The organism is Rhodanobacter sp. Root561 (assembly GCF_001427365.1).
In the GTDB taxonomy this organism is placed as follows: Bacteria; Pseudomonadota; Gammaproteobacteria; order Xanthomonadales; family Rhodanobacteraceae; genus Rhodanobacter.
In genome coordinates this window covers 184,766-198,065 of the sequence record NZ_LMGH01000013.1, presented here as the reverse complement: position 1 = coordinate 198,065, position 13,300 = coordinate 184,766, and the positions used below count along the sequence as shown (strand labels likewise).

12 protein-coding genes are annotated in these 13,300 nt (G+C 61.1%); 6 read left to right on the top strand and 6 right to left on the bottom strand.

Annotated elements, in window-relative coordinates:
- Positions 1–14: 14 nt before the first annotated feature.
- The 4 genes from ASD55_RS13165 to ASD55_RS13150 all read right to left on the bottom strand — a co-directional run bounded on the left by ASD55_RS13165 (position 15) and on the right by ASD55_RS13150 (position 4,168).
- Positions 15–770: a class I SAM-dependent methyltransferase gene (locus tag ASD55_RS13165; protein WP_056766755.1), complete on the bottom strand. Its 756-nt coding sequence runs from the start codon at positions 768–770 to the stop codon at positions 15–17.
- Entirely contained in the window at positions 760–2,097 is a 1,338-nt protein-coding gene (locus ASD55_RS13160) for an ABC transporter ATP-binding protein (protein WP_056766753.1), read from the bottom strand. The genes ASD55_RS13165 and ASD55_RS13160 overlap by 11 nt, the downstream gene beginning before the upstream one ends.
- On the bottom strand, positions 2,087–2,875 hold the full coding sequence (locus ASD55_RS13155; RefSeq protein ID WP_056717388.1) for an ABC transporter permease: 789 nt from the start codon (positions 2,873–2,875) through the stop codon (positions 2,087–2,089). The genes ASD55_RS13160 and ASD55_RS13155 overlap by 11 nt, the downstream gene beginning before the upstream one ends.
- Positions 2,876–3,001: 126 nt before the next feature.
- Entirely contained in the window at positions 3,002–4,168 is a 1,167-nt protein-coding gene (locus ASD55_RS13150; RefSeq protein WP_056766751.1) for a PLP-dependent aspartate aminotransferase family protein, read from the bottom strand.
- 217 nt (positions 4,169–4,385) lie between these two features.
- Between ASD55_RS13150 and ASD55_RS13145 the strand changes: the two genes are divergently transcribed.
- The 6 genes from ASD55_RS13145 to ASD55_RS13120 are packed head-to-tail and all read left to right on the top strand — an operon-like array spanning position 4,386 to position 11,394.
- Positions 4,386–5,846: a glycosyltransferase gene (locus ASD55_RS13145; RefSeq protein WP_056717386.1), complete on the top strand. Its 1,461-nt coding sequence runs from the start codon at positions 4,386–4,388 to the stop codon at positions 5,844–5,846.
- Positions 5,843–7,147, top strand: coding sequence for a glycosyltransferase (locus tag ASD55_RS13140; RefSeq protein ID WP_056766749.1), 1,305 nt, complete (start codon positions 5,843–5,845; stop codon positions 7,145–7,147). Before ASD55_RS13145 ends, ASD55_RS13140 begins: the two co-directional genes overlap by 4 nt.
- Positions 7,131–8,351: an acyltransferase gene (locus ASD55_RS13135; RefSeq protein ID WP_056717407.1), complete on the top strand. Its 1,221-nt coding sequence runs from the start codon at positions 7,131–7,133 to the stop codon at positions 8,349–8,351. Before ASD55_RS13140 ends, ASD55_RS13135 begins: the two co-directional genes overlap by 17 nt.
- 19 nt (positions 8,352–8,370) lie before the next feature.
- Positions 8,371–9,276 (top strand): class I SAM-dependent methyltransferase, encoded by a 906-nt coding sequence (locus ASD55_RS13130; protein WP_235577813.1) that lies wholly within the window; start codon positions 8,371–8,373, stop codon positions 9,274–9,276.
- Between the two features lie 55 nt (positions 9,277–9,331).
- Positions 9,332–10,129 (top strand): ABC transporter permease, encoded by a 798-nt coding sequence (locus tag ASD55_RS13125; RefSeq protein WP_056766746.1) that lies wholly within the window; start codon positions 9,332–9,334, stop codon positions 10,127–10,129.
- Entirely contained in the window at positions 10,129–11,394 is a 1,266-nt protein-coding gene (locus ASD55_RS13120; protein ID WP_056766744.1) for an ABC transporter ATP-binding protein, read from the top strand. The genes ASD55_RS13125 and ASD55_RS13120 overlap by 1 nt, the downstream gene beginning before the upstream one ends.
- On the opposite strand, the gene ASD55_RS13115 is transcribed toward ASD55_RS13120, so the two are convergent.
- Together ASD55_RS13115 and gmd are read right to left on the bottom strand one after the other, a co-directional pair.
- Entirely contained in the window at positions 11,359–12,252 is an 894-nt protein-coding gene (locus tag ASD55_RS13115; RefSeq protein ID WP_056766743.1) for a GDP-mannose 4,6-dehydratase, read from the bottom strand. The two genes, ASD55_RS13120 and ASD55_RS13115, sit on opposite strands and share 36 nt — an antisense overlap.
- Complete coding sequence (gmd, locus tag ASD55_RS13110; RefSeq protein ID WP_056717380.1) at positions 12,236–13,270, bottom strand: GDP-mannose 4,6-dehydratase; 1,035 nt, start codon at positions 13,268–13,270, stop codon at positions 12,236–12,238. Before gmd ends, ASD55_RS13115 begins: the two co-directional genes overlap by 17 nt.
- Between the last annotated feature and the right edge of the window lie 30 nt (positions 13,271–13,300).

Here is a 13,300-nt window from a genome sequence, read left to right as displayed (position 1 = left end):
AGTCAAGTCTATGGCTACTGCGCGGACTTATTGAGCCATGAATGCAACCTTGCTTCGTCGCCCAGCGGCAATATACGCGGATTCGCCGCTGGCCGAGCTGTCAACACATACTGAAAAACGTTTGCCGTGGGATGGCTGTCAAGCAACGCCCTTACATTGGCAGGCAGCTTGATCCAGCATTCATGGAACTGTTCATGCGAGCCCCCCGCGTCGACTGTTTCGCGATGGGTAACCTCCCAACCGGCCGAATTGAGCATCGATTCCAGGGAGTTCCATGTAAAGAATCGCAGATGTGTCTCGTCCAGAATGCCCGTGGCCTTATAGTCAAATCGACCGCACAACAATTCCGCGATGACCCCGGCATGCCCAACGTTCGGCACGGACAGGACGAGATATCCGTCTTCTCCGAGCATGCCGCGCAGCTCGCGCAACAACCTCAGGGGATCGCGCAAATGCTCGATGACATCAGCGGCGAGAACCACATCGAACGGGGGCGGGATATCCGTGGCCCACGAGGCATCCTCAAGGTCTCCGACGACCAGTTGGTCAAGCCAGGGCCGGGCGTGTTCAGCGCTGGCCGCATCGTATTCCACTCCGGTGACCGCGCATCCCTGCTCGACGGCAAGCTGGCGGGTGATGACCCCATAACCACAGCCCAGTTCCAGCACCCGGCGATCGGATCCCACGAGACGCGACAAGCGCGCCGCCGTACTCAGCCCGTCCGGATCGAAACTGTAGTCGTAAGGCGATATACGGGAATCATCCGTCATTGCCGTCGACCTCGATCTTCACATCCAGCATCGGAACGCCGACCAGACCGGTGGAAACGCTGCTGGACACTGAGCGAATCACAAGGACGTCATGCGCCCACAGCAACTGCTGATGGTCCATCTGCGTGCCATCCGCAATGGCGACGTCGAAACTGTAGTCTCCCACCGGCATGATGGGCATCGGAAACGTGAACTGCGCCCGCAACACGTTTCCCTTGATGGCAGTCGGCGGCGAATCTATATAGGTCAGGTACGTGTTGTCGCCAAAGAGGGTCTGCCCCAGCTTGTCCTTCAGGAAAAATCCGATGATGGGTTGGCGTATCGCCTCCAGACATCGTGCGTGAACCAGCAATGAAACCATTTCGCCGCCGACGACCCACGACAGGGGATTATCGTCTTCCCCGAGCAAGGCCACGTCCGCCAAGGTGACCCCTCCCTGGCCAAACGATTTGACATTCGGATTGAACTTGAAAACCTCAAGATCATTTCTGATTGACGAACGCATTACCAGGTCGCGACGCTGATCCCTCCATTCACGGGCGCCAAGCACCTTCTGCACGGCGTGATGATCGAGCCGCTCATCCTTTTGCGCCTGATTGAACAGGGACGCCAGGTACTTTTCCGTAACAGACTTGGCGTCACCTATGGCGCGCATTTCGCCCTTGTCGATCCACATCGCCCTGTCGCACAGACTCCGCACGGCCCCTGTGTCGTGACTTACGAAGATCAGGGTACCCGTCTCCTTGAAGTCGCGCAGAAACCTCATGCACTTTTGCGTGAATTGTGCATCGCCAACGGCGAGCGCCTCGTCAATCACCATGATTTCCGCATCGACATGCGCAATGACCGCAAACGCGAGGCGAACGAACATGCCACTTGAATACGTCTTCACTGGCCGATCTATGAAATCGCCTATCTCGGCGAATTCAATGATTTTTGGCAGTCTTGCCGTGATGTCGGCCGTAGAGAGCCCGTAGATGCCACCACTGAGAACGGCGTTCTGTCGGCCGGTGAACTCCGGATTGAAACCGGCTCCCAGTTCCAGAAGTGCAGCTACCTTGCCGGTGCAAGCGACCGTACCTGACGTGGCGGCCAAGGTGCCGCAGACAATCTGCAGGAGCGTGGACTTCCCGGATCCGTTCTTGCCAATGACGCCGAATGTCTGCCCCTTCTCGACCTCAAAGCTGATGTCTTTGAGCGCCCAGAATTCACGATACAGCCTTTTTCGGCCGCGCAGAAAGGACTGCCACAGCCGATGCACCGGCGCGTCGTACATCTGGTAGCACTTGGACAGACCGTGGGCACGAATGGAGACGTCAGAGGACATCAGGGAATCCCTTGCGCGCCTTTTGAAAGAAGACAAACCCCAACGCGGCCATTACCAGGGATATGCCGAGATAGACGGCCAGCACCTCGAAGTCCGGAAGCTCTCCAAACATCAACGCCCCGCGCGCCTCCTCCATTGGTATGGTCAACGGGTTCAACCTGATATAGGGCCTCGCCTTTTCCGGCAAGGTCGATATCTGGTAGAAGAGCGGCGACAGGAACATCGTGGCGCTGATGACCAAGGCGACCACCTGATTGACGTCCCTGACATAAGTCCCCAAGGCCGCAAGAAACCAGCTCAAGCCCAATATCATGATCAACAAGGGAAGTATGATGACCGGGATCCAAAGCCCCTGCCAATGCATCGGCGCATTGAGGAAAATGGCCATTGCCACGAGTACAAATATGGCAATGATGGCATTGAACACGGCCGTGACGAGTTGGATCACCGGCAATATTTCAAGGGGAAATACCACCTTTTTGACGTAATTCGCATTACTCAGTATCAAGGTAGGTGCACGATTGATGCATTCGGCAAAAATATTAAACAATATAAGCCCGGTAAATAGCGCAATAGTGTAGTTGCCCTGCACGTGTTCCCCCTGCGCCCATCGGCTCTTGAACAAGCTCCCGAACACAAACGAATAGAGCGCCAAAAGGAGCAGGTTTTGAATGACGTACCAGGACAAGCCGCCGTAGGATCCCTTGAAGCGCGCAGCAATTTCGCGTTTTGACAAGGCCCACAGAAGCTCCCTGTTTCTAACCAAGGCAGATATCATTCAATTAACTCCGTGATGCAGCGTTGTTGGCTCTGCAACTTGTTCTCCTCACGCTGTCAGCGCCAATGACGTCTCGCGTTCAAGTGGCGTGTCTAGCCATCCTGTCGATCACGCTTGCCTGGATGCTCAGGCCAGCGAGTTCTTCAGCTCAGCCATCAGATCGGTTACGTCCTCCACCCCGACCGACAGCCGGATCAGCCCGTCGCTGATGCCCAGCCGCTTGCGATTGGCTGCCGGCACCGAGGCGTGGGTCATGATCGCCGGATGCTCGATCAGGCTTTCGACGCCGCCCAGCGACTCGGCCAGCGCGAACAGTTCGCAGCGCTCCAGCATGCGCCGGGCCTTCTTCAGGCCACCCTTCACCTCGATCGTGATGATGCCGCCGAAACCGTGCATCTGGCGCTTCGCCAGCGCGTGCTGCGGATGGCTTTTCAGGCCCGGATAGATCACCCGCTCCACGGCGGGATGCTTTTCCAGCCACTTGGCCAGCTCCAGCGCGCTGTCGCAATGCGCCTTCATGCGCAGGTGCAGGGTCTTCAGGCCACGCATGGCGAGGAACGCATCGAACGGGCCGGCCACCGCACCGACCGAGTTCTGCAGGAAGCCCATCTGCGTGGCCAGTTCCTTGTTGCTGGCGACCACGATGCCGCCGACCATGTCTGAATGGCCGTTGAGGTACTTGGTGGCCGAATGCAGCACCAGGTCGGCGCCGTATTCCAGCGGTCGCTGCACCATCGGCGAGCAGAACGTGTTGTCGACCACCAGGATCAGACCGTGCTTCTTGGCGAACGCGGCAACCTTGCCCAGGTCGACCAGCTTCAGCATCGGGTTGGTCGGCGTTTCCGCCCAGATCATCCTGGTGTTCGGCTTCAGCGCCGCCTTCATCGCGGCGGTGTCATTCAGGTCGACGAAGCTGAAGTCCAGCCCCGCCGAGCGCCGGCGTACCTTCTCGAACAGGCGGTAGGTGCCGCCGTACAGGTCGTCCATCGCGATCACGTGGCTGCCCGAATCGAGCAGGTCCAGCACGGTCGCCGCGGCGGCCAGTCCCGACGCGAAGGCGAAGCCGGCGACGCCGCCTTCCAGATCCGCCACGCAGCGCTCGTAGGCCATCCGGGTCGGGTTCTGCGTGCGCGAATACTCGTAACCCTGGTGCACGCCGGGACTCTTCTGCACGTAGGTCGAGGTCGCGTAGATCGGCGTCATGATCGCGCCGGTGCTGGGATCAGGATGCTGGCCGGCGTGGATGGCGCGGGTGCCGAGGCCGTGGGGAACGCTGGAGTTCGACTTTTTCATTCGCGGATCATCCGGACTTGGTCAGGGCAAGTCATAAAAGACTGTTATCTTACTCGTTTGCCCCGTACCACCGAAACGCGGAAGCTACGCCTGTTCATTTTTCCTGACCCCCGGTCGACCCGCGGCCGTCGGATGTTCCACCTGGGCCGATAGTGCGGCAACATGCAGGGAATGGCATTCGTGACTGGCATGGGCCACCGCCGTTGACCGGAACCAGATGAAATTCCTTCTCCACGCTAAAGTCGATCAGCTCACCATCCAGGAACGGCTTGGCACTCCCGACTACAGCTACTTTTTCCTGCTGCGCGCCTTCAGCGGTGTGCTTTCACAGTTGGGTGAAGTGATCCATCTGCAGTATCCCGAACAGGCGGATCCGATCCACGCACAATGCCTCGATAACGGCGAAGCTTGCGTACTGCTGTCGTTTGCCCCGCCGCACAAGACTCCGCTGGATCTTGAATGCCCCACGATTCCGGTTTTTGCGTGGGAGTATCCCGACATTCCGGGGCGGATCGAGGAAAACTGCTGGCAGGGTGACCCCAGGCACGACTGGCGACAGGTGCTGGCCCGAACGGGCCGAGCCATCACGTTGTCCAACCACACGGTGGACGCGGTCAAGCGCAGCATGGGGCGTGACTATCCGATCGTGGCGATTCCCTCGCCACTGGCGATCGCGCAGGTCAGCGAACGGTCGTTGCCGAGTCCGGAGGATACCCTGCTGAGAGTTCACGCCAGCGTGGCCGATAGCGCCAAAATGGGGCTCAATCCGAATGGCCTGCTTTGCCTCGAAGAGGAAGACGGAACCCCTTTCGATCCAGGTGACGACGCTGCGTTGCCCGGATCCCTGGCCTGCCAGAACGGCAACGCCACTGACATGCCAGCGCCAGCGGCCGTGCCGTGCGCGCCGGATGAATCGGAGCCTGCCATTTGTGGCTGGGACTTGCCTGCCGCCGCACAGATACGCATGCGCCTGCGCGGCGTGGTCTACACCTCGGTGCTGACCCCCTCCGCCGGGCGCAAGAACTGGGAAGATCTGCTCACCGCGTTCTGCTGGGCGTTCCGGGATACCGCGGACGCCACCCTCATCCTCAAGCTGGCCGGCACCGAGCTGACCTTCCACCATCACCAGCTCCTGATGCTGCTCAGCAAGTTGTCGCCCTTCCGGTGCCGGGTCATCGCCATCAACGGTTACCTGTCAGACCAGGACTATGCCGCCCTGCTGGATGCCACCAACTATTACGTGAACGCGTCATTGTGCGAAGGCTTGTGTCTTCCGTTAATGGAGTTTCTCGCTGCCGGAGTGCCAGCCATTGCCCCCGACAACACAGCGATGGCGGACTATATCCAGGATGATCTGGCGTTTGTGGTGGCGAGCTATCCCGGCCTGCCCAAGCCATGGCCGCACGGTGACAACGAATCCCACCGCACCAGTTGCCATCAGCTGGATTGGCACTCGCTGATGCAGGCCTATCGCCAGAGTCACCAGATTGCCATGCATGACCCGGGACGTTACCGGCAGATGTCACGTCGCGCGCGGGAGGCGATGCTGGCGTATTGCGGCGAGGACGCGGTGAAGTCGCAGCTGCGCGGGTTCCTGTGTCCTTGGCTGCCCACGCAGGAGCGGTCCGGAACCTCCGCGCCCAGCGTATTGAAAAAGCCGACGCCGATCGAATCGTGATCATCATCATCCATACCAGCACGCCCGGCGGTGACCTGCGCCACCAACTCGGGCGCCCCGAGTACAGCTACCGTTTCGTGGTGGAGGAATTCCGGCCGCTGCTGCAGGAACTGGGCACGATCATCGAAGTGACCTATCCGGAACACGAGGTCGACGCCATCTACGCGGACTGCCAGCGGGACGGCGAGTCGTGCGTTTTCCTGTGCTTCCTGCCGCCAAACAAAGTGCCGTTCGGGCTGGCCTGCCCCACCATCCCGGTGTTCGCGTGGGAATACGATACGCCGCCGAATGAGGCCTTCGGCGGCAAACCGCGCAACGATTGGACACGGGTACTGGGTAAACTTGGATCCGCCCTGACCCACTCAAGTTTCACCGTCGAGCGCGTGCATGACGCACTCGGACCGGATTTTCCCGTGTGTTCGGTGCCCGCACCGCTGTGGAATCGCATGCAGACACTGCGCGCCGGCAGTGCGGGACAGTTGCGATTACCCGCGAACAGTCTGCTGGTGGACAGTCGCCACACCGATCTCGGCGCGTATCGGATGAGCCTGATCGAGGCGGCCCTGCCAGACCTCCTGCCGATGCCCGAGCGTGCCGGTGGGCAGGATCTTGTCCTGGACGGCGTGATCTATACGTCCATCTACAACCCGCACGACGGGCGCAAGAACTGGATGGAGATGATCACCGGCTTCTGCGACGCCCTGCGCGACAAGGCGGATGCCACCTTGTTGATCAAGTTGACCCATCATGATCCGCGTGACCTGATCCCGAACATGCTCGAGGCGATCTACAAGATGGGATCGCTCGCGTGTCGCGTGGTGCTGCTCCATGCCTACCTCCCGACTGAGGAATACAACACCTTGTTGCGTTCTAGCACATATGCGGTGAACACGTCCCACGGTGAAGGTCAGTGTCTGCCGTTGATGGAATACATGTCCGCCGGCAAGCCTGCGGTGGCCCCCCGCCATACCGCCATGCTCGACTATCTCACGCCGGAAAATGCCTTCATCGTCGATTCGAGCTCCGAACCGGGAACCTGGCCACATGACCAACGCCAGGTATTTCGCACACTACGCCAGCGCGTCCACTACCAAGCCCTGGTCCGTGCCTACCGTTGCAGTTACCAAGTCGCGCGCCACGAGCCGGAGGTCTACGCCGCGATGAGTGCTGCGGCCACGATGGCGCTGCAGCATTACTGCTCGATGGAAGTGGTGCGAACGCGACTGCAACAATTCGTCAATGCGCGACTTTCGGCCACGCTGGTGAACACTCCGGATGCGCGCCATGTCGATTCCGTCTGAGCGCCAAGTGCTTGGTGCGCGGCGCAACCTGGACATCGAATGCCTGCGCGCGGTCGCGGTCATCGGCGTGGTCTTCCACCACATGCAGGGAAATTTGTTCCATCCGGGACTGGCGTGGATCGACAAACTCTTCCATCGCGCGGATTTCTGGTTCGGCGTGGATCTTTTCCTGGCCATTTCCGGGTTCGTCATTGCCCGCAGCTTTTTGCCCCAGATGAGCACCAGCCGCGGCGACCGGGACGAACAGGTCGGCGTGATCGGTGCGTTCTGGATCCGCCGTTTCTGGCGCCTGCTGCCGTCCGCGTGGCTATGGCTTGGCCTGATCATGCTGGCTGTGGTCGCGTTCAATCACAGCGGGGCGTTCGGCAGCGTCCATGCCAATCTGATGGCGACCCTGGCCGGCATCTTCAACGTCGCGAATTTCCGCTTTGCCGATGCATTCTTCCGCTACGAATACGGCACCAGCTTCGTCTACTGGAGCCTGTCGCTGGAAGAGCAGTTCTATCTGCTGCTGCCATTGCTGGCGCTTGCGCTGCATCGACGCATTGGCCTGCTCATGGTCTGCATCGTCCTGCTGCAGTTGTGCCTGTTTCGCACCCCCATGCTGATGTCCGTGCGTACCGACGCACTGGCGCTCGGCGTATTGCTGGCAATCGCCGCGCCCCGCGCCGGCTATGAAAAATTGAGCCCGCGTTTCCTGCTGCGCCTGCACTGGCTGCGCAGCGTGCTGCCGCTCGTGCTGCTGGCGACCATGGCGATGCTCGCCTCGGGCGATCTTGGCGACTGGCGCTTCCGCATCAGTGCCATTGCCGTACTCTCCGCCGCGCTGGTCTGGCTGGCCTCGTACGACCGCGACTATCTGCTGCCAACCGGCTGGTGCAAGAATCTGCTGGTATGGATCGGAGCCCGCTCCTATGCGATCTATCTGATTCACGTTCCCGTGTATTTCCTGCTGCGTGAAATCTGCTTTCGGCTGGGCACGGCGCAAGGCTCACCCGTGCATCCGTCCGCATGGCTGATGACCGTGCTGGCATGCGGCCTGATTGCCTTGCTGGCCGATCTGAATTACCGCTACCTTGAACAGCCACTGCGCCTGCGCGGCAGACGCATCGCGGATCGCTTCAGGCAGCGCCGGACCAGTCGCCAGGCCCTGGTGGTTTCGCGGGCCTACCCAGACAGCAGCAACATCGATCCCGGTGCATGAGCCGTATTGCCTGCAACGGTTGACCCACCCGCTGACAAGCTTGATACGTCCACCACACGCCACCATCGACGGAGTAACCATGTCCGATCTCACCAAAAAGCTGCTAGGCCTGGCGCCACCTCCGGAGCAGGCCGGAGCGCCTGCACCTGCTGGTCAGCCAGTGGAGGTCGTCGACTTGTCCGGCGCCGCCGGCGTTGGCCTGCATGATGCGGTGCTCAGCGGCTGGTTCCAGAACAGCACCAACGAGGTTTTTCGCGGCATTCCGATCGGACCCGGTGATTCGGTGGTCGACGTGGGCTGCGGCGACGGCGGTGCCAGCATGTTCTGTGCGCGGCGCGGGGCCCACGTCACCGTGGTCGACATCGACCCGCAAGTGATCGCCGCGATCGAGTCGCGCCTGGCGGAAGGCTGCCCGGGCGGCCATGCCAGCCATGTCAGCAACGGCAATCCGCTGCCGCTGGCCAACGCGGTGGCCAACCGAGTGCTGTGCACCGAGGTACTCGAACACGTGGACGATCCTCGGCAATTGCTGTCCGAGCTCGTACGCATCGGCAAGCCGGGCGCGCTCTATCTGCTGACCGTACCGGGCGCCTTGCAGGAGAACCTGCAGAAGCATGTGGCACCGTCGAGTTACTTCCAGAAGCCGAACCACGTCCGTATCATCGAGCGCTCCGAGTTTGCCGACATGGTGACGCATGCCGGGCTGATCATCGAGGAACACACCCAATACGGGTTTTTCTGGTCGATCTGGTGGGCGCTGTTCTGGGCCTGCGAGGTGGATCTGGGCAAACCCAGCCATCCGGCGCTGGATCACTGGACCGAGTCCTGGCGTGCCATTCTGGCGCTGCCGCAAGGCGCCCAGCTCAAACAGCAACTGGATCAATTCATGCCCAAGAGCCAGGTTATCGTTGCGCGCAAGCCATGATCCAGATCCGGCCCTCCCACGTCCGCCAGCAACCGATTGACCGCGTGGCCGCCTCATGAGCCTCGCCCTCACCCGCACCCTGTGGCGCTATCGCGGCTTCATCATGGGCAGCGTCAAGCGCGAGTTCCAGGCGCGCTATCGCAACTCGCTGCTGGGCGCAGCATGGACCGTGTTGCAGCCGCTGGCCATGATCACGGTCTATACCGTGGTGTTCTCCGAACTGATGCGCACGCGCCTGCCCGGCATCGACAGTCCCTACGCGTACAGCATCTTCCTGTGCGCCGGTCTGCTGACCTGGGGGCTGTTCGGCGAGATCCTGCAACGTGGGCAGACGGTGTTCCTGGACAACGGGAACATGATCAAGAAGCTGAACTTCCCGCGCATCTGTCTGCCCGCGATCACGGTGATCAACGCCGTGGTGAACTTCGCGATCACCTTCTCGATCTTCCTGGCTTTTCTGGCAGTCACCCACAGCCTTCCGGGCTGGGTCATCCTGTACGCGATACCGGTCCTGCTGGTGCAGATTGCATTTGCCACCGGGCTGGGCATCATCGCCGGCGTGCTCAATGTCTTTTTTCGGGACGTCGGCCAGTTCGTCAACATCCTGCTGCAATTCTGGTTCTGGTTCACCCCGATCATCTATTCCACCGCTACCTTGCCAGCGTCGGTCAGACCATGGATGAAGCTCAACCCGATGACCCCGCTGGCGCAGGCCTACCAGGGCATCTTCGTATATGGACTGGCTCCATCGTGGTCCACGATCTGGCCCGTTGCCGTTCTGGCCGCGGGACTGTGCGTGGTGGCACTCACGCTGTTCCGCCGTCGGGCGGGTGAAATGGTGGACGAACTCTGATGGGCGACGTCCGCGTCAGTGGCCTGGGCAAGGCCTACAAGCAATATCCGGGGCAGTGGTCGCGATTGGCCGAGTGGATTTTGCCTGCCGGCAAGCCGCGCCACATCGAGCACTGGGTGCTGAAGGACGTCGACTTCCATCTGCACGCCGGCGAGGCGGTGGGTATCGTCGGCGCTAACGGTGCCGGCAAGAGCACTCTGCTGAAGATGCTCGCCGGCACCGTGCGCCCCAGTTGCGGCGAGATCACGATTGGCGGGCGCGTGGCTGCCATGCTGGAGCTTGGCATGGGTTTCCATCCCGATTTCACAGGACGGCAGAACGCGGTGATGGGTGGCCAGTTGCTGGGGCTGTCGCTGGAAGAGATTGCCCAGCTGATGCCGCACATCGAGGCCTTTGCCGAGATCGGCGAATACATCGACCAGCCGGTGCGCACTTATTCCAGCGGCATGCAAATGCGGCTGGCCTTCAGCGTGGCGACCGCCCAGCGACCGGATATCCTGATTGTCGATGAGGCACTCTCGGTGGGTGACTCGTACTTCCAGCACAAGAGTTTCGAGCGCATCCGCGAATTCCGGCGCGAGGGCACCACCTTGCTGATCGTTTCGCACGATCGCTATGCCATCCAGACTGTCTGCGACCGCGCCATCCTGATGGACGCTGGTCGCATCCGCATGCAGGGATCACCCGTCGACGTACTGGACTACTACAACGCCATGATGGCCGAACAAAACCACCACAGGATCCAGCAGAAAACTCTCGCCGACGGCCGGGTTACCACCATATCCGGATCGGGTGAGGCCAGCATTGTCGATGTGCGCCTGCTCAACCAGCACGATCGTCCCGCCGATACCGTGGAGGTTGGCGAACCACTTCGTCTGCAAGTTCGTGTAAGAGTGAACTCCGCATTGCCGCGGTTGGTACTCGGTTTCCTGGTCAAGGATCGCCTCGGCCAAGCGATCTATGGAATCAACACGCACCGCCTCGAACAGCCCCTGGAAGATCTGGCCGCGGGGGAGGAAGCCACTTACTGCTTCAGCTTTCCGGCGCGGCTTGGCAAGGGCAGTTATTCCGTTTCATTGTCGCTGTCTCGTGAGGACTCTCATGTGGACAAGAACTTCGAGTGGCGCGACAACGCATTGATCTTTCATGTATTCAATACGGACATGGAGGACTTCGTGGGCAGCAGCTGGCTTGGCGCTGACGTGACGATCACACGCCATGGCATGGCATCAGGCTCCATACATCCAGTGCAAAGTCTCCCGTAAAACCCGCTGCGAAAATGGGCCAATGCGCCTCTGCAACCGGGCTGGATCGCCAACAAGACATTGCACCTCGTTGGCGCGCACGAAGGCCGGATTCACCCGGACCTCGATTGCATGACCGGCGATGTCCTCCATCATCGCGACCACCTCGCGCAACGAATGGCTGTTGCCCGTGCAGATGTTGAAGGTGTCGCCTTCGCCGCATGTTTCCAGCAAACGGCGGTACGTCCAGGCCACCGTCCGCACGTCCATGAACTCCCGCCAGACGTCGAGGTTGCCCAGTTCGATGATCCCTTCGCCACGACGGAAATGGGCGACGATTTTCGGAATCAGAAAACGTTCGTCCTGGCCCACGCCGGTGTAGTTGAAGGGTCGGGTAAACACCAAGGGAAGGCGGTCGGACCAGGTTCGCGCCATGTATTCCATCGCCAGCTTGCTCACCGCGTAATCATTCGCCGGCGCCGCCGGCACGCTTTCATCGAGCTTGTCGGTCTGCCCCGCGGCCTGGCCGTACACGTTGGCGCTGCTGGCCAGTACCACGATCGATGGCGCAGCCGGCAGCTCGGCCAGCGCGGCGAGCAAATGGCGCGTGCCGACGATGTTGGTCCGGTAGAGCGAATCCACGTCGCCGTGGGCGACAAACGCGATCGCCGCCAGGTGGATCACCGCCCACGGGCGGATTCCCGCCACCGCCGCCTGCACCGCCGCGGCATCGAGCAGGTCGACACGCCTGCCGTGGGCATTCAGGCCGCAGACCTCGTAGCCGGCACGTTCGAGCTCCTCCGCCACGTAGCGGCCGGTGAAGCCGTCGCGGCCGGTGACCAGCACCCGCCGCGGCACTGTCTCAGAAGGAGAAGCCATGCTGGTTCCTGCGCAGATCGGCCTCGACCATCATCCGACACAGTGATTCGAGCGACGTCTGCGCCGACCAGCCCAATGCGGCACGGGCCTTGCTCGCATCGCCGATCAGCAGGTCGACCTCTGCCGGCCGGTAGTGACGCGGATTGATCCGCACCAGGGTCTTCCCGGTTCGTGCATCCACGCCGTGCTCATCGGCTTCCGTACCCTCCCATGCCAGTTCGATGTCCACGGCCGCAAACGCCATGGTGGCGAAATTGCGTACCGTTTCGGTACGCCCGGTGGCCAGCACGCAGGTTTCGGGGGTCTCGGCCTGCAACATGCGCCACATGCCGTCGACATACTCCTTTGCATAGCCCCAGTCGCGCTGCGCGTGCAGGTTGCCGAGTTCCAGCACGTCGAGCTTGCCGAGTCGTATCTTCGCCACCGCATCGGTGATCTTGCGCGTGACGAACTCGCGTCCGCGCAGCGGCGATTCATGATTGAACAGGATGCCGCTGGCGCCGAACAGACCGTAGGATTCGCGATAATTCACCGTGATCCAGTGCGCATACAGCTTGGCCACGCCGTATGGGCTGCGCGGATGGAACGCCGTGTCCTCGGATTGCGGAACCGCCTGCACCTTGCCGAACATTTCCGAAGTGGACGCCTGATAGAAGCGGATCGACGGATCGACCACCCGGATCGCCTCCAGCAAGTGCAGTGCACCCACGCCCGTGATCTGCGTCGTCGTCAACGGCTGGTCGAACGACACGCCCACAAAACTCTGTGCGGCGAGGTTGTAGACCTCGCTGACCTGATACTTCTGCAGCAATCGAATCGCCGCACCCATGTCGGTAAGGTCGAACTCCACCAGCTCCAGCTGCGGGTGGCCGAGGATGCCCAGTTCCTCGATGCGCCAGAAATTGGTCGAACTGGTGCGACGGTAGGCTCCCACCACCCGGTAGCCCTTATGCAGCAGAAGCTCCGCCAGATAGGCACCGTCCTGTCCGGTGATGCCCGTGATCAACGCTGCCTTCATGCGGTTTCCTGCGTACGGTTGAGTACGGAC

Excerpts from the sequence above, each read along its gene's own strand:
- ASD55_RS13135 (WP_056717407.1), top strand. The coding sequence starts at position 7,131 with ATGTCGATTCCGTCTGAGCGCCAAGTGCTTGGTGCGCGGCGCAACCTG.
- ASD55_RS13155 (WP_056717388.1), bottom strand. The coding sequence starts at position 2,875 with ATGATATCTGCCTTGGTTAGAAACAGGGAGCTTCTGTGGGCCTTGTCA.
- gmd (WP_056717380.1), bottom strand. The coding sequence starts at position 13,270 with ATGAAGGCAGCGTTGATCACGGGCATCACCGGACAGGACGGTGCCTAT.
- ASD55_RS13145 (WP_056717386.1), top strand. The coding sequence starts at position 4,386 with ATGAAATTCCTTCTCCACGCTAAAGTCGATCAGCTCACCATCCAGGAA.
- ASD55_RS13150 (WP_056766751.1), bottom strand. The coding sequence starts at position 4,168 with ATGAAAAAGTCGAACTCCAGCGTTCCCCACGGCCTCGGCACCCGCGCC.
- ASD55_RS13115 (WP_056766743.1), bottom strand. The coding sequence starts at position 12,252 with ATGGCTTCTCCTTCTGAGACAGTGCCGCGGCGGGTGCTGGTCACCGGC.
- ASD55_RS13120 (WP_056766744.1), top strand. The coding sequence starts at position 10,129 with ATGGGCGACGTCCGCGTCAGTGGCCTGGGCAAGGCCTACAAGCAATAT.
- ASD55_RS13165 (WP_056766755.1), bottom strand. The coding sequence starts at position 770 with ATGACGGATGATTCCCGTATATCGCCTTACGACTACAGTTTCGATCCG.
- ASD55_RS13125 (WP_056766746.1), top strand. The coding sequence starts at position 9,332 with ATGAGCCTCGCCCTCACCCGCACCCTGTGGCGCTATCGCGGCTTCATC.
- ASD55_RS13160 (WP_056766753.1), bottom strand. The coding sequence starts at position 2,097 with ATGTCCTCTGACGTCTCCATTCGTGCCCACGGTCTGTCCAAGTGCTAC.